19 protein-coding genes and 1 pseudogene are annotated in these 19,911 nt (G+C 60.0%); 12 read left to right on the forward strand and 8 right to left on the reverse strand.

Annotated elements, in window-relative coordinates:
- Positions 1–100 precede the first annotated feature (100 nt).
- Genes M1B34_RS01775 through M1B34_RS01785 form a run of 3 tightly spaced genes read left to right on the forward strand, consistent with a single transcriptional unit; the run spans position 101 to position 3,112 of the window.
- Positions 101–1,435, forward strand: a complete 1,335-nt coding sequence (locus M1B34_RS01775; protein ID WP_268264293.1) for an alginate export family protein — start codon at positions 101–103, stop codon at positions 1,433–1,435.
- A gap of 38 nt (positions 1,436–1,473) precedes the next feature.
- Entirely contained in the window at positions 1,474–2,577 is a 1,104-nt protein-coding gene (locus M1B34_RS01780; protein WP_268264294.1) for a polyamine ABC transporter substrate-binding protein, read from the forward strand.
- A gap of 46 nt (positions 2,578–2,623) precedes the next feature.
- Positions 2,624–3,112, forward strand: a complete 489-nt coding sequence (locus M1B34_RS01785) for a DUF3237 domain-containing protein (protein ID WP_268264295.1) — start codon at positions 2,624–2,626, stop codon at positions 3,110–3,112.
- Positions 3,113–3,119: 7 nt separating this feature from the next.
- Here M1B34_RS01785 and M1B34_RS01790 read toward each other — a convergent pair whose 3' ends face one another.
- Complete coding sequence (locus M1B34_RS01790; RefSeq protein WP_123333168.1) at positions 3,120–3,731, reverse strand: TetR/AcrR family transcriptional regulator; 612 nt, start codon at positions 3,729–3,731, stop codon at positions 3,120–3,122.
- Between the two features lie 386 nt (positions 3,732–4,117).
- Here M1B34_RS01790 and M1B34_RS01795 point away from each other — a divergent pair, with 386 nt between their 5' ends.
- Together M1B34_RS01795 and M1B34_RS01800 are read left to right on the forward strand one after the other, a co-directional pair.
- Positions 4,118–5,101: a GlxA family transcriptional regulator gene (locus M1B34_RS01795; protein WP_268264296.1), complete on the forward strand. Its 984-nt coding sequence runs from the start codon at positions 4,118–4,120 to the stop codon at positions 5,099–5,101.
- A gap of 223 nt (positions 5,102–5,324) precedes the next feature.
- Positions 5,325–5,645, forward strand: coding sequence for a hypothetical protein (locus tag M1B34_RS01800; RefSeq protein ID WP_268264297.1), 321 nt, complete (start codon positions 5,325–5,327; stop codon positions 5,643–5,645).
- A 388-nt stretch (positions 5,646–6,033) separates the two neighbouring features.
- Here the strand turns inward: M1B34_RS01800 and M1B34_RS01805 are convergent, their stop codons facing one another.
- The 5 genes and pseudogenes from M1B34_RS01805 to M1B34_RS01820 form a co-directional block, all read right to left on the reverse strand.
- A complete protein-coding gene (locus tag M1B34_RS01805) occupies positions 6,034–7,179 on the reverse strand; it encodes an AAA family ATPase (RefSeq protein ID WP_268264298.1) in 1,146 nt (381 codons plus the stop codon).
- A 14-nt stretch (positions 7,180–7,193) separates the two neighbouring features.
- Entirely contained in the window at positions 7,194–8,054 is an 861-nt protein-coding gene (locus M1B34_RS01810) for an RNA ligase family protein (RefSeq protein WP_268264299.1), read from the reverse strand.
- 370 nt (positions 8,055–8,424) lie between these two features.
- On the reverse strand, positions 8,425–9,288 hold the full coding sequence (locus M1B34_RS33930) for a methyl-accepting chemotaxis protein (protein WP_425273484.1): 864 nt from the start codon (positions 9,286–9,288) through the stop codon (positions 8,425–8,427).
- Positions 9,283–10,038: pseudogene (locus M1B34_RS33935) on the reverse strand (HAMP domain-containing protein); the annotation flags it as partial. The pseudogene M1B34_RS33935 and the gene M1B34_RS33930, both read right to left, overlap by 6 nt.
- A 258-nt stretch (positions 10,039–10,296) precedes the next feature.
- Positions 10,297–10,905, reverse strand: coding sequence for a dTMP kinase (locus M1B34_RS01820; RefSeq protein WP_268264301.1), 609 nt, complete (start codon positions 10,903–10,905; stop codon positions 10,297–10,299).
- 225 nt (positions 10,906–11,130) lie between these two features.
- Here M1B34_RS01820 and M1B34_RS01825 point away from each other — a divergent pair, with 225 nt between their 5' ends.
- On the forward strand, positions 11,131–11,457 hold the full coding sequence (locus M1B34_RS01825) for a hypothetical protein (protein ID WP_268264302.1): 327 nt from the start codon (positions 11,131–11,133) through the stop codon (positions 11,455–11,457).
- 23 nt (positions 11,458–11,480) lie between these two features.
- Here the strand turns inward: M1B34_RS01825 and M1B34_RS01830 are convergent, their stop codons facing one another.
- Positions 11,481–11,951, reverse strand: a complete 471-nt coding sequence (locus M1B34_RS01830; protein ID WP_268264303.1) for a MarR family winged helix-turn-helix transcriptional regulator — start codon at positions 11,949–11,951, stop codon at positions 11,481–11,483.
- Between the two features lie 291 nt (positions 11,952–12,242).
- On the opposite strand from M1B34_RS01830, the gene M1B34_RS01835 reads away from it, so the two are divergent.
- A complete protein-coding gene (locus tag M1B34_RS01835) occupies positions 12,243–13,196 on the forward strand; it encodes a PDR/VanB family oxidoreductase (protein ID WP_268264304.1) in 954 nt (317 codons plus the stop codon).
- Between the two features lie 37 nt (positions 13,197–13,233).
- Entirely contained in the window at positions 13,234–14,301 is a 1,068-nt protein-coding gene (locus M1B34_RS01840; RefSeq protein ID WP_268264305.1) for an aromatic ring-hydroxylating oxygenase subunit alpha, read from the forward strand.
- Here M1B34_RS01840 and M1B34_RS01845 read toward each other — a convergent pair.
- Positions 14,298–15,212, reverse strand: coding sequence for a LysR substrate-binding domain-containing protein (locus tag M1B34_RS01845; protein WP_123333149.1), 915 nt, complete (start codon positions 15,210–15,212; stop codon positions 14,298–14,300). The two genes, M1B34_RS01840 and M1B34_RS01845, sit on opposite strands and share 4 nt — an antisense overlap.
- 199 nt (positions 15,213–15,411) lie before the next feature.
- On the opposite strand from M1B34_RS01845, the gene M1B34_RS01850 reads away from it, so the two are divergent.
- From M1B34_RS01850 to M1B34_RS01865, 4 genes are all read left to right on the forward strand, one after another.
- Positions 15,412–16,161 carry an SDR family NAD(P)-dependent oxidoreductase gene (locus M1B34_RS01850; RefSeq protein ID WP_268264306.1) on the forward strand — a complete coding sequence of 250 codons (750 nt, stop codon included), beginning with the start codon at positions 15,412–15,414 and terminating at the stop codon, positions 16,159–16,161.
- A gap of 98 nt (positions 16,162–16,259) precedes the next feature.
- A complete protein-coding gene (locus M1B34_RS01855; protein ID WP_123333147.1) occupies positions 16,260–17,558 on the forward strand; it encodes an MFS transporter in 1,299 nt (432 codons plus the stop codon).
- An 18-nt stretch (positions 17,559–17,576) separates the two neighbouring features.
- A complete protein-coding gene (locus M1B34_RS01860) occupies positions 17,577–18,425 on the forward strand; it encodes a transketolase (RefSeq protein WP_123333146.1) in 849 nt (282 codons plus the stop codon).
- The gene (locus tag M1B34_RS01865) at positions 18,422–19,444 is read left to right on the forward strand and encodes a transketolase family protein (protein WP_123333145.1); all 1,023 of its coding nucleotides are present in this window, start codon (positions 18,422–18,424) and stop codon (positions 19,442–19,444) included. Before M1B34_RS01860 ends, M1B34_RS01865 begins: the two co-directional genes overlap by 4 nt.
- The last annotated feature ends 467 nt before the right edge of the window (positions 19,445–19,911 follow it).

A 19,911-nucleotide genomic window follows, 5' to 3' on the forward strand; every position in this document is an offset into this window, starting at 1 on the left:
AATTTTGCGTTGCACCCGACCGGGCCTGGCCCGGTCTTGGCGGCGTCCTGCGTCGCCTTTCACTGCCCTGTAACAACAAAAATCAGACAGGAGCTCCACCATGTTTCCCACGACCCGTATTGCCCGGGGGCTGCTGGCCCTTGGCTTGCCCCTGGCCGCCCAGACGGCGCTGGCCGGCTACAGCTTCGAAGATGGCGACCTCAAGGGCGAGGTCAACCTCACCGTCGGCGGCGCCACCCTCACCACCCGCCAGGTGAACTTCGGCAGCGGCCGAGTCGATCAGCGCAGCCGTGAAAACGGCGGCAGCCGCATCAGTTGGCAAGAGTTCTACGTCAAGCCCGGCATCACCCTGGATTACGCCCTGCAACCGGACTTCAGCCTGCTGGCCGGTGGTTCCCTGGTGGCCGCGACCACCTTGGGCGACGGCGATGCCGGCGGCTACACCCGCAGCTCAGATGGCAAGGTGGCGGCCGAAGAACTGTTCGCCGGGTTCCGCGCCGGCGAGTGGCAGTTCACCGCCGGCCGGCAGAACTACCTGGTGGGCAATGGCTTCATCGTCATGGACGGCAACCTCGACCAGCTCAAGGACGGCGCCTACTGGCTGGGCCCGCGCACCGCGTTCAAGGATTCGGCGATCCTCGCTTGGGACCACGGCCTGCTCAAGGCCCAGGGCTTCACCTTGCGTACCGACGACGACCTGGGGGATTTCCGCCTGAGCGGGGTCAACCTCGACTACAACCTCGACGACCAGGTGACCCTGGGGGCCATGGCCTTGCAGGTGGACTCTCTAGCACCCCGTGGCAGCACGATTTCCCGCCGCGACGGCATGCGGGTGTACAACCTGCGGGCCTTGAAAGCCGTGATGCCGGGCCTGCCGGCGCTGACCCTGAATGGCGAATACGCCTTGGAGCGGGGCAGCGGCGAGGGCACCGAGTACGACGCCAAGGCCTGGTACGCCCAAGCCGACTACGCCTTCAACGGCCTGCCGCTGACGCCGATCCTCGGCTACCGCTACGCCAGCTTCTCCGGCGATGACAACCTGGCGGACAACCGGCAGACATCCTGGGACCCGCTGAGCAAGGGCTTTACCGACTGGGGCACCTGGCTGGTGGGGGATGTGGTGGGCAACTACCTGTTGTTCAACAGCAACGAGAACGTCCAGCAGTTTTCCCTGAAGACCCACGTCAGCGAGACCCTGACCCTGGGCGCGATCCACTACCAGTTCTGGCTCGACGAAAAAAACTACCAGGGCGTGCCCGTCAGCGATCGGCGTTTTGCCGACGAGAGCGTGGTGTTCCTCGACTGGACCCCGACGCCCTCGTTCTACACCTCGCTGTCCTATAACTGGGTCAAGCCCCTCGCCGCCGCCAAGCAAGTGTTTGGCGATGACCAGACCTTCAGCGCCCTTGAACTCTATTTCACCTACCGCTACTGATGTCGCGTGCCAACGCGGCCGCGTAGGAGTCCTGCACCATGAACAAGCATTTGCGTAACACCCTGTTGGGCGCAACCTTGGGTTTGCTGGGGGCTGCTCCGGCCCTGGCCGAGCAACCCACGGTGCGGATCTACAACTGGATCGAGTACCTGCCCGCCGAAGTGCTCAAGAGCTTTGAGCAAGAGACCGGCATCCGCCCGGTGTACGACGTCTTCGACAGTGTCGAGACCCTGGAATCCAAGCTGCTGACCGGCAACTCCGGCTACGACGTGGTGTTCCCCAGCAGCTCCAACATCAGCCACTTGATCGCGGCCAAGGCGATCCAGCCCCTGGACCGCCAGCAGTTGCCCAACTGGCCGCACCTGGACCCACAGTTCATGACCTCCCTGGAAGCCGTGGGCGATGCGGGCAACCGCTACGCCGTGCCTTATCTGTGGGGCACCACCTTGATCGGCTACAACGTCGACAAGGTCCAGCAGGTGTTTGGCAAGGACGTGCAGATGAACACCTGGGACATGATCTTCAAGGAAGAAAACCTGTCGAAACTGGCCGGTTGTGGCGTCGGTTTCCTCGATGCTGCCAACGAGATCGTGCCCATTGCCTTGCATTACCAGGGCCTGGACCCCAACAGTCAGAAGCGCGAGGACTACCCCAAGGCCCAGGCCGCCATGACCAAGATTCGCCCCTATATCACCTATTTCAATTCCTCGCGCTACGGCATGGACCTGGCCAACGGCGAAATCTGCGTGGCGGTGGGCTGGTCCGGCGGGGTGGCCCTGGCCAAGCAACTGGCGGATGCCGCCGGCAAAGGGGTGAACGTGGAAATGGCCTTGCCCAGGGAAGGCGCGCCCATGTGGTCGGACGTGATGGTGGTGCCGGTCAACGCGCCCCATGCTGAGCAGGCCCATGCCTTTATCAACTACATCCTGCGCCCGGACGTGATCGCCCTGATCAGTAACCGCATCGGCTACCCCAACCCCAACAAGGACTCCACCGCGCTGGTGGATGCGGCGATCCGCAACAACCCGAACATGTATGTCCCGGAGGCGGCACTCAAGACCCTGTTCCCTCTGGAGCCGGTGCCGGCGGCGGTGGAACGCATCCGCACCCGTACCTGGACCACGATCAAGACCAGCCGTTGAAACCGCGGGCCCCCGGCACTGGCCGGGGCCCTCAGGAGTGAATGCCATGAACAGACAATCCCGGGCCATGGGCGTGGCGCCGAACCTGCAACGGGTCCTGAGCCTGCGCGTCGAGATCGGCCCCGAGCAAAGGCTGGGCGACAGCCAGGGCGGCCTGCGCAGCAACTACCCGATCATCGGCGGTGAGTTTTCCGGGCTTGACCTGGAGGGGCAGGTCCTGCCGGGCGGCGCCGACTTTTATCTGCAGCGCCCGGACGGCACAGGGGAGCTGGATGCCCGCTACAGCTTGCTCACCACCCAGGGCGAGCTGATCAATCTTCATAACCTGGGGCTGCTGACCCTCACCGAGCGTGGCCGACAACTGGAGCGCCAAGGTCAGTGGCCGCTGCCCGAGGATCAGTATCACTGCACCTGCACCCCGCGTTTCCAGGTGCCCAAGGGGCGCCTGGAGTGGCTGGTGCGCACCAGCTTTATCGGCCTGGTGCATTACCCCAGCGCCAGCGAGGTGCTGATTCGCTGCTACCGCTTCTATTGAATCGGGGTCAGGCGCGCATGCCCTGGAACAGCAGGGCAGTGATGCGCCGCACCTGGCTGGAGTGAGACTCGACGTCCGGCGGGTCCTGGCTGACCAGGCGCAACAGTTGCAGGTGGGAGTAGTCGTTGAGCAGGTAGGCCGCCAGGTCGACGTCAAGGTCGGCGCGCAGCTTGCCGGCCTGTTGCAGTTCGCGCAGCAAACCACTGATTTCCGCACGCAGGGCCTCGTTCATCGCCCGGTAGCCTTCCGGCAGTTCGCTGTCGCCGCCAAACAGGATCAGCGGCAGCAACTCGCGCCACAGCGCCGGTTGCATCACATCCAGGGCATAACCGGTGAGCAGCTTCTCCAGGTAGCACAGGGTGTCGACCGGGTCGTCCAGTTGCGGAATCAGGCTGCGGGTGTCGCGCAGGGCACGCTGATCGGCTTCGCGGAGGATCTCCAGGAGGATTTCCTGTTTGTTGCCGAAGTACTTGAACACCGTGGGCGCGGAAACCCCGGCCTGGCCGGCGATCTGCTCGATGGTGGTGCTCTGGAAACCCTGGCGTTCGAACAGTTCGATGGCGGCCTGGCTGATGGCCTGGCGGCGTTGGGCTTTCTGGCGTTCGCGTAGTCCGCTCACTGAAGATCCTTGGGCACGTGGGAGGAGGGGAAAGGCCGCAAGAATAGCGCATTGGCTGTCGGGCAAAAATACTTTGCCGATTAAATTATTTTTCCGAATAAAACTATTTTCCTGCAACGCGCGCCGCATTGCGCGAGGCGGTTTAGGCTATCCGCCGGGGCGACGATCAGGACTTGGGGGAGGTTCCCTCACTCAGTGTTTAGCGGTATGGCCGAGGAGGGCGGTGCCCAGCTCATCCTCGAAGGCGTGCAACTGTCTCTGTGGGGAACTGCAGCAAGAGGGCTGTTCATCGCTGGTAGTGGGCATGGAAAACGTATCAAACTGCAGGCTCGTCAACGCAATAGAGTGCTTGAACCGTGATCCAACGACGCCAATTTAGCGGCGGCATGAAGGGTAAAAACCTGCGCTACCTGAATGAGCAGCCTGGCGAAGCTCGTCAGACCCTTCAGGCCGGCTTCGTGCTGCTGGAGCATTTCTCCCTACCGGCGTTTACCCAGATGCTGGACACGATAGTCACCGCCAATCTACTGCGGCCCCAACTGTTCGCCGCACGCACCTTCGGCCTGGATGAGAGCGAAGTCATCAGCGACCTGGGCCTGGTCATCCGCCCGGACGCGCGTATCGATGGCGCGGCCATCAAAGACCTGGACCTGTTGGTCATCTGCGGCGGCTACCGCACTGAACTCAAGGCCTCGGAATCGTTTATACAGTTGCTGAAAACCGCTGCCGATCTGGGCATCAGCCTCGCCGGCTTATGGAACGGCGCCTGGTTTCTCGGTCGAGCCGGGGTGTTGGAAGGCTACCGCTGCGCCATCCACCCTGAGCATCGCCCGGCGCTGGCAGAGTTCTGCAAAGCCACCCAAGTCAGCAGCGAACCCTATGTCATCGATCGCGACCGACTGACCGCATCCAGCCCCTCCGGCGCCTTCCACATGGCCCTGGACTGGATCAAAACCCTGCACGACAAAGCCCTGGTCGAAGGCATTGAAGACATCCTGGCCTTCGAAGAATCCCGCTACCGGCGCATCAAACCCACTGAAAACATCTGCCTGAGCGCCCCCTTGCGCGAAGTCGTCAAACTCATGGACGCCAACCTCGAAGAACCCCTGGAACTGACCCAACTCGCCACCTACGTAGGACGCTCACGCCGACAACTCGAACGCCTGTTCAAGGAGCAGTTGGGCACCACACCACAACGCTACTACCTGGAACTGCGCATCACCGAAGCCCGCCGATTGCTGCAGCACACCGAACTGTCTCAAGTCGACGTACTCGTCGCCTGCGGCTTTGTCTCACCCAGCCACTTCAGCAAGTGCTACAGCTCGTATTTTGGCTACAGGCCTTCGAAGGAGGTGCGGTTGGTGAAATAAAAGCGGGATGGGAGGAGGAGTGTGGTGATGAGAAATGCGGGGGAATTTATATAACTCAACTAAATAGTCATTTAGTTTAGTTATGTTTTTTGGTTATTTATCAAGGCTAACAGAGAGGTTAGGGCCGATACGAGTTTCCGGCAGATTGAGGCTGAACCCTCGAGGGATTGGCCTGAATGAATCCCCCAAAATACGGTTAAAACGCCTGAATATCTGAGGCTTGATGCAAGCGCGCTCGCTGAATGATGTGATTGCCATGCCTGAGCAAACCTCAGGCGCCACCGATAAAATTACGGACTTTATAAAGGCCTGGCCAAGACAGCATCACAAAGGCATCCAAGATTCAGCGCGCACGATTCAGCTCAGCGTTTCCGGGGATTATCTGTGGCCGTTGCTTCAAGTCATCTCCAAACAAACACAGTTCATCTCGGCACTGGATGGGCAAGAAAACTACTCAGGCTGCACGAGAGCTCGTGCAAAGCGATTACCTGCAATCGTTAGCTGCATGAGACTGGCGGCAGCATCACGTCACGAAGTTTTCTGAATCGATCCGGATCAGCGCGCGTTCGGCATTAACGGATGCAGGATGCACTGGACGCGGCGGTGTGTGGATCACAGGGCGTATTCACCTTGAGCGACATTGGCAAGCCAAGCAGGTAACTGGACCTGGTGATTGTTGAGGCTCAAAAGGGAGCGGCCTGGCTTTGAATCTGACCGGCAGACATCCCCATGGGCGTATATGAAGGTTCACATAATGTATATTATGTTAAATACAGATTATATCGGCATTGATCAGCTGCAAGTCCTGGGAACAGCAAAGACCCTCACAATTTCCTCAGCGCAAATGGCGTCATGAAATCTACTTTCATAAAAATCAAAAGCAGTTTTTACCCCGCAGTAATTTATTTTCTTTGACTCTCTATAAGGACCGCTCATCCCGTCACTACCTGATAAACAACCCGGTGTGCCTCGGTCGGCAGCGGCACTTCCCACTTGAACAGCATGCGGCGGATATCATCGTTGCGAAGCGAGGTGTCGCGCTTCTGGTTGCGCCGCATGATCTCGTCCTCGGGGCGCTCCAGGTAAAGAATCTCCACCTGCGCGCCGTAACCGTAGAGCAAGTCCAGAGTGCGGTTGCGCATCTGCGTCGACAGGTGCGTCGAGTTCCACACAAAGGGTTTGTGCTCGCGCAACAGGGCCTTGGCCCGGTCGATGGCGTAATGCGCAGCGGCGCCCTCGTTCTGTCCATGGCGCAGGCCAAGGGCCTGGCGAGCGTCGTCGAACGACACCACCGGCAGATCCGGGTAGTGCTGTGCGGTCCAGGTGTCCTTGCCGCTGGCCGGCAGGCCCGAGAGCATCACCACCGACGAACCCTGCGGCGCATGCAACGGGTAGTCGGGATGTACCCGGGCGCCACGCAGGTACTGAATGCGTGTGTAGTCGTCGGCAAAGGCCCGCGGCCCGTGCAGGCAGCCCTCCTCCTCCGCCAGTTCGCGCCACAGTTCGATGGCACTCAGCACATCGGCCTTGCCGGCGTAATCGCGGCCCTGCATATCGGCCTCGGCCACGGCACAGAGCATCCACAACGGCAGTTCCCAGGACAGTTTGTGCAACAAGAACTCAGCGCTGCGGCCGCTGCGATCACCCAGCAGGGCGAAGAACGGAACCTGGTGCACGGCGATGATGCGGCAGATCTGCTCGCGAAGCTCGAAAGGCACGCCGGCGCGCCACAACAGCAGCCGCGCATCCACCGCGCCCCGGCGTGAGTGACCGGGCTGGCCGATACGCCCGGTATCCGGGTCGATCACCGTAGTGTCAGGCTTGGCAATGTCGTGCAACAGGGCAGCGAAGAACAGCACAAAACGCTGCTCGGCGCTGGCCTGCTGGTAGGCGGGTTGCGTCAGCAATGCTTCGACCACCAGGCGGGTGTGAATCCACACATCGCCCTCGGCGTGGTAGGTCGGGTCTTGCGGTGTGTCGGCCAGGCGCGCTAGAGCCGGAATAGCCACCAGGCAGGCGGCGGCGTCCATATCGCACCCCGGCTCGGGGACCAGTTGTTGCAGTTGTCGAATATCCATTTCGGGATGCTCCTTCAGTAGCCGTGGCGTGGGCCCTGCCAGTCCATGGACAGGCGCGGCGCATAGAGATCGACGCCGTCGGCCAGTTGATTGGGGATAAAGGGTTGATTGGCATGGTGCTGGTCGGCATCGAGGATGGCCTGGACGAAGTCCTGCCGTACCCACTTGAGCCGGCCAAAGGTCTGCTGCTCATCCTCGAGCTTCAGGTACAGGCCTTCCATGCGGCTGGAGCGGTCACACTGGCGCCACGCACGGGCCAGATCGAGGCCCTCACGGCGTACCACCTGCTCGAACACCTCGCGCCAGCGCGCGGTCTTGGCCAGCGAATCGCTCACCAGCGCCATCAGCTCGGCATGCCGGCGCGGCGCCGGGCCTTCGTACAGCACCGGCACCGCAAGCACCGGCCCCCCCTCAAGCAGGCACCGGCGCGCCGCGGTGGAGAGGAACAGCCCTGTGGCGCGGTCCCACACATCGAACTCGCAGAAGTAATGTGGCAAGCGGTCGTAGAACACCGAGTGCTTCTTGTGCAGCCATTCGCCATACAGCACGAAGCGGTCTTCCAGGCGCTCCAGCAACCAGTGCTCATGGGCCGAGGCCCACTGCTTGAACAGATTGAACTGGCGCTCGCGCCCACCGCCGGTGAGGTAGTGACCGCGTGACTGCAGACGCAACTCGCCGCCTGCGGTAAAGCTGATGCCGGCGTTGGCGCCATCGAGTTTTTCTTCCACCACCAGCCACTGCCCGGCCAGGGCGGCATAGCGCACCTGGCCAGTATCAGTGTCGCCATCCTGCAGGCGCGAGCCTTGCAGGTGGGGCGTGCGGGGGTATTTGAGCAGTTCCAGGTTGTGCGCGGTGGCACGAGTATCCATGTACATGGGTTTGTCCTCGAAAATAGAGAAAAACCAACGACAGGATCAGGCAGGCATAGCAATGAAGCGCCGTCGCGTACAGGCACGGGCAGCCATCAGGCAGGATGGACCGTCGTCGGTATCAGGCGTGTTGGCTGGCGTAGGGCACTGGCTTCACCACTTGGAGAAAAGGTTGCAGAGGCTTCAGGGCGCGCATTCAACAGCAGATAGCGGCATCAGGTCAAGTCCCGAAAGGGCGAGACTCCAGCGTCCCTGTTTACGCGAAACACCCGAGCTTTTGTCATGAAAAAAACCACCTGGCGCTCATAGGGTGCTGCAAGTCATAAACCCGATTCGGCCGGAGCGTCGCTAAGTCACTTAGCCCCAGCCTATTCAATCAAAGACGAAAACGATCCACCGACTGGGTGAGCTGACTTGCAAGCGCCGTCAGTTCATCGGTGGCGCCTGCGGTCTGGCCAATCACCCGGGTGTTCGTGGCAGACATGCCGGCAATCATTTCCACCTGATGGGCAATTTCGTTACTGGCCAGGCCCTGTTCACCGATGGTGCGGGTAATGTCGTTGACCAACTGAGTCGTGCTCAGCGTCGCATCAAGAATCTCCCGGATCGCACGCTCCACATCGGCAGTGACGGCCATGCCTTTATCGACCTGGGCTACACCGGCTTCCATGCTGGTCACGGCTTCACGAGTGTTTTGCTGGATGCGTGCCACCATGCTGGCGATTTCCTGAGTGGACGCGCTGGTACGTCCCGCCAAGCTCCGTACTTCGTCGGCTACAACGGCAAAGCCTCGCCCTTGCTCACCGGCGCGGGCCGCTTCGATAGCCGCATTGAGCGCCAGCAGGTTGGTCTGGTCGGCAATCCCCTTGATGACTTGAATAATGCTGAAGATCCCTTCGGATTCTTTGTCCAGCGTGCGAATCACCTGCGCTGACTGTTGAGCTGAACGAGCAATCTCGTCCATATCACTCACCACTTGATGAATAACACGACCGCCGTTCTTGGCCAGCGCCTCGGCTTGATTGGCCATTTCCAGCGCATGCCCGGCATGCCGGGTAATCTCTTCGATGCTCGCCGTCATTTCACTGGTGGCAGCCGACATCGTGCCTGCCGCGGAACTCTGCTGTTGACTGCTGGTGGCAACTTCATGACAACCGTGGCTCAACTGCTGGCTCATACGGGTGACGCCCTGGGCATTGTTGCGCACGACCTCAATCATGCCGCGCAAGTCACGCTGCATGACCGCCAGGCTGCGAATCAGCATGCCGGCCTCGTCGCGATTAGCCGGTTCGGGGATCGATTCGCTGAGGTTGCCATGAGCAATGCTATCGGCAATCTGCCGGGCAACGTGCAAGGGCTTCATGATGCTTCTTGTCACCCAGTAGCCTTGGGCGACCAGCAGCAACAAGCCAAGTACCAGCACAACGCCGAGGGTGAGATTGGCGCTGCGGATAGCCTGTCGAGTGTGCTCCCCACTGACCTTGGAGTTGTTCTCGATCAACTCACTCAGATTCGACATTTTGCCTTCCAACTGGGTAAAGGCGCTGATAAAGGTACCCAGTTCCTCTTGCGCTCCTACCGGATCGTTCATTGCCACACTGACAATCCGTTCACCGGAGGCAATGTAATTGTCGAGGCTCGGCTTGATGCTGCTCAGTGCCGCCTTGAGATTATCGTCGAGGGGAAGCTCAAGGTTATCCCCCAGTGCTTTGCGAAAATTCGCAGCATGTTCATTAAGTGCCTCCAGGACCTCCTCTCGGCTGCTGACACCTTTGCCCAGGCCGACCAGCATCGCTGCCAGTGCATCGGCGCGAAGCGCATCGTGCATCATGTCAGCCTCCAGATGATTGCTCAGCGCGCTCATGCTGACCTCATTGCCAATCATCGCGGCTTCCATTCGGCTATTGCCCAAGTAGTTCGTCAGGCTAATGATCAGGGCCGTGAACACACTGGTGCCGACCAGCAACAACAGACGCAGTTTTATTGACATAGTTAAGCCTTCTGCAGTTGTGGAATAAAACAAGCCGCTGGTTGCTGACGCTTAGCCCCATCCAGGCTTTTGGGTACTCATGATTTAAGCCCATTTGCAGATATTCGCAGCAGCGATGGCGGGCATCAATAGCCCAGGAAAGAACGGGCTCGATGATCTGGGGTGAGGGCGTTGGCCGTTACTCGGCGCCTCCCCTCCCCCTGGGTTTGATAAAAAACCCCATCAGGTTCCTATGGTTTCGACAACCCCGTCCTAACATCAAAGAACGCTATAAATCTCAGAAACCACCTGCATCGTTGCCGCTTCAATCGTTCCTTCATTACGGCATAACACCCAGCCGTGATCTGCAATCGCCTGCTCGAACGACTGGGTACAGGCGATATGTTCTTCCAGCCGATGCATCACGGTACTGCTCAGCCCACGCCCTCTTGCCGCTGCCCTCGCCCATGAAATATCAGGGTCAGTGACGACGCCGACATGCAGGTCTGGCACTCGTACGTTTCTATCCATGTTCAGCTGCAAAATCTCTGCGAACGGGATTATCCGGCGAAACGCGGCGTCAGATGGGTACCAGCGATCGATCAAGATGATGCTGCCGGGTGGCTGTTTAGGCAGCACCTGCTGGGAAATCCAGGCCCGGCTTTCAGCAAAGCGCTCACAAACCGCCCACTCCAAATCCCGGCTGGGGTTTCTGACGAGTGTGTTGACCAGGCTCATGGTTTCCCCTCTAAAGGGATCGCTTTTTTTCTCGCACAGTCGGATCACCTTTTTGTGGTCCGCCCTCAGTACAGTCGTGATGGCCTCCAACAATGTGGTTTTGCCGGCTCCCTTGGGGCCATCTAGCGATACAAACAGCGGACGATTCATTCTTCACATAACGATGGAGATGCAGTTTTTTTACCCTGTTCGTTCGCCGGAACCGCTGGGCGCGACTGAGCGAATCGAGTGGAGGGTCCTTGTGAGCAGATCAAACCAAAGCCGCCTGGGCGTCATTGGCCTGCATGGTAGCTTTACGGTTGCTAAATGTTTTGCCTATCTGTGCTGCGTGCCTGCACATCAAGGGCCGCGAGCCCACGCCATGGAGCTTCAGTGATGCATCCGACAACGCCTGATAATCGATACTTTGTGGTCAAAGGGCAGCTGTGGCGGTGCAGCAACCCCTCGCTGAGTGAGGATGTGCGGCAGCGATGGGTCAATGACTTGATGGCAGCTCGTCGTGAGGTAAAGGCCGCGAAGGCTTCTGGCGATCCTGAGCAGTTAATGACAGCAAGGGCGCGGGTTGATACGGCCAAGGTTGCCCTCGGGGAGCGCGGGCCTGTCTGGTGGGACGATGGAGCCCCGGACTTCAACAGGCGTCAGGTGGTGAACACACCCTATGCAGAGTGGTATCGCTCGTTGGGCACTCTTGATCAGCACTAGCCTGGCGCAGGCTCGGTCCTGGTTCATTCATCCGTGGGCTCGTAGCTGTTTACGTTCGGCACTTGCAGGTGCAGGCGACCGAGCAAGTCAACCAGGGTGTCGACCTCGGCTGCCGAGAGCCCGCTGAGCAGACGGGACTCTCGCTCGAGCGCCACTTTAATCACGCGGTCATGCAGTTCTCGACCGCTGGCGGTCAATCGGACGGTGTAACGCCGTGCATCCTTGGGATCCAACTGACTGGTGATGTGCCCCGCCGCTTCCAGCGTCTGCAACGAACGACTGACCGCACTCTTGTCGAGCCCGATAGCCTGGCAGATGCGATTGGCGGTGATGTCTGTCTCGACGGCCAGCATCGACAGCATCCGCCATTCCACCACGCCAATGCCGAAGTGCTTGCGATAGCACTGGGATGCGCCTGTGGCGAGTTTGTTGGCCAGGAACGTCAATAGACCAGGGACATAACGAGACAGGTTCAACTGTGTATCGGTAGGCATCAAGAAAACACCGTAGGTCGAGCAGCTTTGAAATTGGTTGACACCGCAACCAATTCGCCTGAGGATTTACTCCGCCAAGCAGTGCGGGCAATGGCCCGCATGATACGCCGTAGCACAACCTCAAAAAATAATTATCAGGTCTTGCTTATGAACCCTTGCCGACTGTGCCCAACCCTGATGCCCGCCACTTCCCCCCTTCCCTGCGCCTTCTCTCCCGGCTGAGTTTTTCCAGCACTCGGTCTTTTCGCCCCCCTATTTTTCAGCAGCCACTTCAGTGTGGAGGGAGAAGTCATGCTTCAAGTCCAGGTCACCCGCAAAGCCGTTGAAGCCGAAGGCATCTGCAGCTTCGAGCTGTGCGCCGCAAACGGCAGCACACTGCCGCCTTTCGAAGCCGGTGCACATATCGACATTCACCTTGCCAGCGGCCTCACCCGCCAATATTCGCTGTGCAATGACCCCGCAGAGCGTCATCGCTATGTAATCGGTGTGCTCAAGGACCCGGCCTCGCGGGGCGGCTCCAGCGCCATGCACGAGCACGTCGTCCCAGGGCAGACCCTCAGCATCAGCGCGCCGCGCAACCTCTTTGCCCTATCTCGTTCAGCCAAACGTCACCTGCTGTTCGGCGGCGGCATTGGCATCACGCCGATGCTGGCGATGGCCCACGAGCTTCACCATCAAGGTGCGGATTTCGAGCTGCACTACAGCTTTCGATCCAGCGAACGCGCCGCGTTTATCCCATGGCTCGGGCAAGCACCGTTCGCCAATCGCGTGCATTTGCATGACGACAGCGGCTCGCCCGAACAGAAGCTCGATGCCTGCGCGCTACTGGCCGCGCCGGACAGCACACGCCACCTGTATGTCTGCGGCCCGACGGGGTTTATGAAGTTCATCCTCGACACGGCCCAAGAAGCCGGCTGGCCCGAAGACCAGGTGCACAGGGAGTTCTTCGCCGCAGCCCCTGTCGACCCAGGGGGCGACACGCCCTTCGAAGTTCAGATAGCCAGCAGCGGGCAGGTTTTCTACATACCCGCCGACCGCACGGTTTTCGAGGTGCTCGATGAGGCCGGAATTGACATCGAATCCTCGTGTGAGCAAGGCGTTTGCGGCACCTGTGTCACCCGTCTGCTCGACGGCGTGGGTGATCATCGCGACCAGTTCATGACCGCTGCAGAACACGCCGCCAATGACCGCTTCACCCCGTGCTGCTCACGTGCCAAATCGCCGCGCCTGGTATTGGACCTTTGACCCTGACCCGAGCACAGATCGCTCGCCGGAGAACCCTATGACGACGTCTACCCTGCCCCTTGCCCATGACATTGCCCCGGCCGCCTTGCCGAGTTTCCCCCTCGATCAGTGGTACGTCGCGGCGCTCGGCTGGGAGCTGAAGGATCAGCCCATTGGCCGCACGTTGCTGAACAAGCCGGTGGTGCTCTTTCGCACCGCCGATAACCAGGTTGCCGCACTGGAGGACCGTTGCTGTCACCGGGCCCTGCCACTGTCCAACGGCACGCTGGAAGAGCGAGGCTTGCGCTGTGGCTATCACGGCCTGCTATTCAACCAAGGGGGGCAATGCATTGAAATCCCCGGCCAGGACAAGATTCCGAGCAAATCCAAGGTGCCCGCTTACCACGTCCGGGAGCAGGACCAGATCATCTGGATCTGGTTTGGCAGCGCCGATCATCCGCAGCCGACATTCGCACCGCCGACCTATGACGTCCACAGCAGCGGTAAATACCTGTTCGACGGGGATGTCTATCACTACGACGCGCCCTATCAACTCATCCACGACAACCTCATGGACCTCAGCCACCTGGGCTACGTCCATTTGCGCACCATCGGCGGTAACGCCAGCATCCACATGAACGCGCAGATGAGGGTGGACGGTGACGAGTCGATGGTCCGCGTGGTTCGCCATATGCCCGACTCCGTTCCGCCGCCGACCTACACCGCGGCCTACCCGTTCAAGGGCCACGTCGATCGCTGGCAAGAGATCGAGTTCCACATCAATCACCTGCGCATCTGGACCGGCGCGGTGGACGTGGGCACCGACGACCTGAACAACCCCGATCGCGCCGGTTTCCATATGCGTGGTTTTCACGGGGTGACCCCGGAAACGGAAACCACCAGCCACTACTTCTGGACCATGGCCACCAATCCAGAAACGGATCCTGAGGCCGTCAAAGCCAAGGTGGTCGAGCAGACCATGCTGACGTTCGACGAAGACAAGCTGGTGATCGAGGCGCAGTACCAGAACATGTGCCGCTTCGGCACACGGCCGATGATCGATATTCATGTCGACGTCGGTGCCAACCGTGCCCGCAGAATCATCGAGCGACTGCGCGGCGCCTAATAAGCAAAATCATGCCCCAACTCTTTCTGCATCCACTCCAGAAATCGCCTGACCCGTGGAAAGTTGGAGTGGGCCCGGGGGAATACCAAGTGGTGGGCGGTGATGGCGGCGCTCAAGTGCGGCAGCACTTCCACCAACGCCCCCCGCGCCAGATAGTCTTGCGCCAGCAGCGTGCTTTCAAGCGCGAAACCGAGCCCGTGGCTGGCGGCCTCCAGCGTCATGTACGAGCGGTCAAAGCTGAGGGTGTAGGGTTTTTCCGGGCGTGACATACCGTGCTGGGCAAACAACTGCGGCCACTTGACCAATGTCGCTTCCGACAGAATCAGATTGCTGTCCAGCAAGTCCGCAATCCCCCCGATCGGGCGCTTTTCCAATAGTTTGGGCGAGGCCATCACCGCAATGTTTTCATCACCTATGGTCCGCACTTCGTAACTGGGCCAGTTGGGCATGCCATGGCGGATGTCGACATCAATCTTGTCTCGGCTGAAGTGCAACGACTCATAGGAGCACGACAGATTGAGCTGAATATCGGGATGCGTCAGGCGAAACTGTTCCAGGCGTGGCATCAGCCACAGCAGCCCAAAACTGGGTGATGAATGCAGGCGCAGACAATCCAGGCTGACGTCACTGGTGGCGCGTTCAGTCGCTACGGCCAGGCTGTGCAGGATGCCCGAAACCTCCTTGAGGTACTGCTCACCTACCGGTGTCAGTGTCACGCCGCGGGCGGTTCTGAAAAACAGCTGCCGGCCGATCATCGCTTCCAGTTTGGCCAACTGATGGCTGACCGCCGAGGGGGTCAGGTCGAGCAATTCGGCCGCCCGAGCAACATTGCCAAAGCGTGCTGTCTGTTCAAAGGCCTGAATAGCTTTCAGGGGAGGCAGTAACGCAGGAGCATCGCTGGAATAACGCATGATGACAGTGACTCCGCTGCAAGTGGCATGGGCCGGGCATCTGGCTATTCAAGCATTCGAGCAAAGACATGGCGAGTGCTGAATTTTTTTCAGCACCCAATGAAACCCACGTCATTGCTCAAGGTGGGCCCGGAAGACAAGCTGAGCCATCGATTCGTAACGAGTCGAACCAATAAAAACAATCTGAGGTGCTCCTTCCATGCTTCTTCAAGGCAAAGTCGCCATCATCACCGGCGCCGCATCCGCTCGCGGCATTGGCCGGGCTACCGCCGCCACCTTCGCGCAACACGGTGCTCGTGTCGTCATCCTGGATCTGGACGAGGCCGCCGCACGTGATGCCGCCGCGTCCCTGGGCGAGGGCCATCTGGGCCTGGCGGCCAACGTCGCGGACGAAGCGCAGGTACAGCGCGCCGTCGCCCACATCATCCAGCACTACGGCCGCATTGATGTTCTGGTCAACAATGCCGGTATTACCCAACCGCTCAAGACCCTGGATATCCGGCCTTCCGACTACGACAAAGTGCTGGACGTCAGTCTGCGTGGCACCTTGCTGATGTCGCAGGCGGTGATCCCGCTCATGCGCCAACAAACCTGCGGCAGCATCGTGTGCATGTCCTCGGTTTCCGCCCAACGGGGCGGCGGCATTTTTGGCGGCCCACATTACAGCGCTGCCAAGGCGGGCGTATTGGGCTTGGCCAAAGCCATGGCCCGGGAGCTGGGGCCGGACAAGGTTCGCGTCAACTCCATCGCACCGGGCTTGATTCACACCGACATCACCGGCGGCCTGATGCAGGACGAGCGCCGCCACGCGATCATCGATGGCATCCCCCTGGGGCGCCTGGGTGAAGCCCAGGATGTGGCGAATGCTGCGTTGTTCCTGGCCAGCGACTTATCGTCCTACCTCACCGGCATCACGCTGGATGTGAACGGCGGCATGCTGATTCACTGATGACACCTGGCGGGCCCCACGGCCCGTGCGGATCTGGATCGACGACGCAGCCAGGCCTACGGGCCTGGCGGTCAATAAAAACAAGAGATCAGACCATCATGACAACCCTGTCGCTCGAAGCGGTTTCGACCGTGCGCTCCAATGCCTACCGTAAAACCGCCTGGCGCCTGATGCCTTTCTTGATGCTGTGCTACCTGTGCGCTTATCTAGACCGGGTTAACGTCGGTTTTGCCAAGCTGCAAATGATGAACGACTTGGCACTCAGCGAAACGGTCTACGGACTGGGTGCCGGCATGTTCTTTATCGGCTATTTCCTGTGCGAAGTGCCGAGCAACATTATCCTGCACAAGGTCGGTGCGCGGGTCTGGATCGCACGCATCATGATCACCTGGGGCATCATTTCCGCGTTGTTCGCCTTTGTCGAAACCGCCTGGCAGTTTTACGTGCTGCGCTTTCTGCTCGGCATCGCCGAAGCCGGTCTGGCACCTGGCCTGTTGCTGTATCTGACCTACTGGTTCCCTTCCTACCGACGCGCCCGCATGACGGTGCTGTGGTTTATCGCCATCCCGCTCTCCGGCATGGTCGGCGGCCCGCTGTCCGGCTGGATCATGACTCACTTTGCTGGGGTACACGGCTGGGCCGGCTGGCAGTGGATGTTTGTCCTGGAAGCGATACCAACGGTCGTGGTCGGGTTGCTGGTGTTGAGCTATCTGAAGGACGGTGTGCATCAAGCCACTTGGCTGGACGACGATGAAAAAGCGCTCATCGCCAAAGAGCTGGCCGAGGACAACCAACAGAAAGTCACCCATGCCTCTGTGGGGGAGTTCATTCGTGACCGCCGTCTTTGGCTGCTGGCCTCGATTTACTTCTGTGTGGTCATGGGCCAGTACGCCATCACCTTTTGGCTACCGACCCTGGTGCGCAACGCCGGCGTCTCCGATCCGCTGCACATCGGGTTCCTCACCAGCCTGCCCTACCTCTGTGCCATTGCGGCGATGCTGCTGGTGGGGCGCAGCGGTGACAAACACCGTGAACGGCGCTGGCATCTGATCGGCCCGATGATTGCCGGCGCCTTGGGTTTGACCTTGGCCGCGCTGCTCGGGGGCAATGTGGTGCTGTCCATCCTGAGTCTGTGCCTGGCGGCGTCCGGCATCCTGTCTGCCTCTTCCATGTTCTGGATGCTGCCTACCACCCTGCTGGGAGGTGTTTCCGCCGCCGCAGGCATCGCGGCAGTCAACAGTTTCGCCAACCTCGCCGGCTTCTGCTCGCCCTACCTGATTGGCTGGATCACCACGCAAACCGGTTCCAGCGCGATCGGCATGTATTTGATCACCGCCGTGCTGATTGGCGGCGCCTTGCTGGTACTGCGCATTCCCGCGGCCCTGGTCAATCGTTGATTTATAGGAGTTTTCAGCATGACGACTAAACCCTCATCCGCTTCAGCCAAAACCCTGGCACAGCGCGCTCACAACATCCGCCGCCACGCCTTGCGCATGGGCCAGGTTCAGGGCCAGGGCTATGTCGGCCAGGCACTCGGGGCCGCTGACCTGCTGGCCGTGGCGTATTTCCATGGGCTGAGCTATCGGCCCGAAGACCCTGAATGGGAACAGCGTGATCGTTTTTACCTGTCCATCGGCCATTACGCGATCGCACTGTACGCCGCCCTGATCGAAGCCGAGATCATTCCGCTGGATGAACTGGAAACCTACGGCGCGGACGACAGCCGCTTGCCGATGTCAGGCATGGCGGCCTACACCCCGGGCATGGAAATCACCGGCGGCTCGCTCGGCCAGGGGTTGGGCATTGCCGTCGGCGCGTGCCTGGGTCTGAAGCGCAAAGCCTCGCCCTCCTTCGTCTACAACCTACTGTCGGACGGCGAACTGAACGAGGGTTCGACCTGGGAAGCCGTGATGTCAGCCTCCCATTGGAAGCTGGACAACCTGATCGCCATTGTCGACGTCAACAACCAGCAGGCCGACGGCCACTCCAGTGAAATCCTGTCGTTCGAGCCCATCGTCGATCGCTGGCAAGCGTTTGGCTGGTTCACGCAGCGTGTGGATGGCAACGACCTGGACGCGCTGGTCACCGCATTCGACGCCGCACGCAATCATCCCGGCCAGCAACCCCGGGTGATCATTTGCGATACCAAAATGGGCAAAGGCGTGCCCTTCCTGGAAACCCGAGAGAAAACGCATTTTATCCGCGTGGAAGAACACGAATGGGATCAGGCACTGAACAACCTTGAAGAAGGAAACAACCAATGAGCAACGCCGCTGACACTCCGACTTCAACGGGCGAACCGGCTAAAAAGCGCCTGACCACCTCGGCCATGATTGCGTCGATTGCCGCTGAAGGCCAAGCCACGAAATCCGCGCCCTTTGGGCACGCCCTGGCGGCCCTGGCGGAACAACGTCCAGACATCGTGGGCCTGTCCGCCGACCTGTCCAAATACACCGACCTGCACATTTTCGCCAAGGCTCATCCCGATCGCTTTTATCAAATGGGCATGGCAGAGCAACTGCTGATGAGCGCGGCCGCGGGAATGGCCCGTGAAGGCTTTGTTCCTTTCGCCACCACTTATGCCGTGTTTGCTTCTCGTCGCGCCTATGACTTTATCTGCATGGCCATTGCCGAGGAAAACCTCAACGTCAAAATCGTTTGCGGCTTGCCGGGCCTCACCACCGGCTATGGCCCAAGCCACCAGGCCACGGATGATCTGGCGATCTTCCGCGCCATGCCCAACCTGATGATTGTCGACCCCTGCGACGCCCTGGAAATCGAACAGGCCGTGCCCGCCATCGCGGCGCACCAAGGTCCGGTGTACATGCGTTTGTTGCGCGGCAATGTCCCCCTGGTACTGGACGAGTACGGCTATCAATTCGAGATTGGCAAGGCCAAGACGCTGCGCACTGGCAACGATGTGTTGATCATCGCCACCGGCTTAATGACGATGCGCGCCCTGGAAGCGGCCAAGCAATTGCAGGCAGACGGTATCGATGTCGCCGTGCTGCACGTGCCGACAATCAAGCCACTGGATGAGCAAAGCATCCTGGCGGAAGCCAGGAAGCCCGGCCGGCTGGTGGTGACTGCAGAAAACAGTTCGGTGATCGGGGGGCTGGGTGAGGCGGTTGCGACGGTATTGCTGCGCAACGGCGTAACGCCCACCTTCAGGCAGATCGCCTTGCCCGATGCCTTCCTCGATGCCGGCGCATTACCCACGCTGCATGATCGCTACGGCATCTCCACGTCGATGGTCTGTGCCCAGATCAAAGCCTGGCTCTGACCGGCCTCGCCTAGCATTACCCAAAGGCATAGAGCCTGAACCACAGAAAAAGCTCCATCTCATAAATCGGGTGGAGCTTTTTTTCATAAAAAACTTTTTCTGAATACACCGTTCAGCCCCCTTCACACCGTCTCAATGACATCCCCTCAGACAGGTGCATCACGCCCACAAGAACAGGCATAATGCCATCACTTTCCGGTCATGCTCCGGACCCTCGTTTTCAACCCTGACTCGGCAAAAAAAGGCGTTTTTGGCTTCGTTCGAAGCTGTTCAAAGGGGCGCCTGGCAACCCGGCATTGTGGAATTCATCTTGAGTTTTTCATTTTCTTTCAGCGGCAAACCAACCCTGGGCGCGGGCAGCAAGTACAAAGGATGGCCGTGGCGGTCGGTCCTGGCTTTGTTGCTTATGGTGAATGCCGGTGCGGCTCATGCGTTATCGACCGCGTGCTCAACCCTTAATTCGACCA

It is taken from the genome of Pseudomonas morbosilactucae (genome assembly GCF_023241715.1).
In the GTDB taxonomy this organism is placed as follows: Bacteria; Pseudomonadota; Gammaproteobacteria; order Pseudomonadales; family Pseudomonadaceae; genus Aquipseudomonas; species Aquipseudomonas morbosilactucae.

Excerpts from the sequence above, each read along its gene's own strand:
- M1B34_RS01825 (WP_268264302.1), top strand. The coding sequence starts at position 11,131 with ATGCATCCGACAACGCCTGATAATCGATACTTTGTGGTCAAAGGGCAG.
- M1B34_RS01805 (WP_268264298.1), bottom strand. The coding sequence starts at position 7,179 with ATGGATATTCGACAACTGCAACAACTGGTCCCCGAGCCGGGGTGCGAT.
- M1B34_RS01785 (WP_268264295.1), top strand. The coding sequence starts at position 2,624 with ATGAACAGACAATCCCGGGCCATGGGCGTGGCGCCGAACCTGCAACGG.
- M1B34_RS01845 (WP_123333149.1), bottom strand. The coding sequence starts at position 15,212 with ATGCGTTATTCCAGCGATGCTCCTGCGTTACTGCCTCCCCTGAAAGCT.
- M1B34_RS01865 (WP_123333145.1), top strand. The coding sequence starts at position 18,422 with ATGAGCAACGCCGCTGACACTCCGACTTCAACGGGCGAACCGGCTAAA.
- M1B34_RS01850 (WP_268264306.1), top strand. The coding sequence starts at position 15,412 with ATGCTTCTTCAAGGCAAAGTCGCCATCATCACCGGCGCCGCATCCGCT.
- M1B34_RS01775 (WP_268264293.1), top strand. The coding sequence starts at position 101 with ATGTTTCCCACGACCCGTATTGCCCGGGGGCTGCTGGCCCTTGGCTTG.
- M1B34_RS01810 (WP_268264299.1), bottom strand. The coding sequence starts at position 8,054 with ATGTACATGGATACTCGTGCCACCGCGCACAACCTGGAACTGCTCAAA.
- M1B34_RS33930 (WP_425273484.1), bottom strand. The coding sequence starts at position 9,288 with ATGCAGCGTGACTTGCGCGGCATGATTGAGGTCGTGCGCAACAATGCC.
- M1B34_RS01855 (WP_123333147.1), top strand. The coding sequence starts at position 16,260 with ATGACAACCCTGTCGCTCGAAGCGGTTTCGACCGTGCGCTCCAATGCC.
- M1B34_RS01820 (WP_268264301.1), bottom strand. The coding sequence starts at position 10,905 with ATGAATCGTCCGCTGTTTGTATCGCTAGATGGCCCCAAGGGAGCCGGC.
- M1B34_RS01795 (WP_268264296.1), top strand. The coding sequence starts at position 4,118 with ATGAAGGGTAAAAACCTGCGCTACCTGAATGAGCAGCCTGGCGAAGCT.
- M1B34_RS01780 (WP_268264294.1), top strand. The coding sequence starts at position 1,474 with ATGAACAAGCATTTGCGTAACACCCTGTTGGGCGCAACCTTGGGTTTG.
- M1B34_RS01800 (WP_268264297.1), top strand. The coding sequence starts at position 5,325 with ATGCAAGCGCGCTCGCTGAATGATGTGATTGCCATGCCTGAGCAAACC.
- M1B34_RS01830 (WP_268264303.1), bottom strand. The coding sequence starts at position 11,951 with ATGCCTACCGATACACAGTTGAACCTGTCTCGTTATGTCCCTGGTCTA.
- M1B34_RS01840 (WP_268264305.1), top strand. The coding sequence starts at position 13,234 with ATGACGACGTCTACCCTGCCCCTTGCCCATGACATTGCCCCGGCCGCC.
- M1B34_RS01860 (WP_123333146.1), top strand. The coding sequence starts at position 17,577 with ATGACGACTAAACCCTCATCCGCTTCAGCCAAAACCCTGGCACAGCGC.
- M1B34_RS01835 (WP_268264304.1), top strand. The coding sequence starts at position 12,243 with ATGCTTCAAGTCCAGGTCACCCGCAAAGCCGTTGAAGCCGAAGGCATC.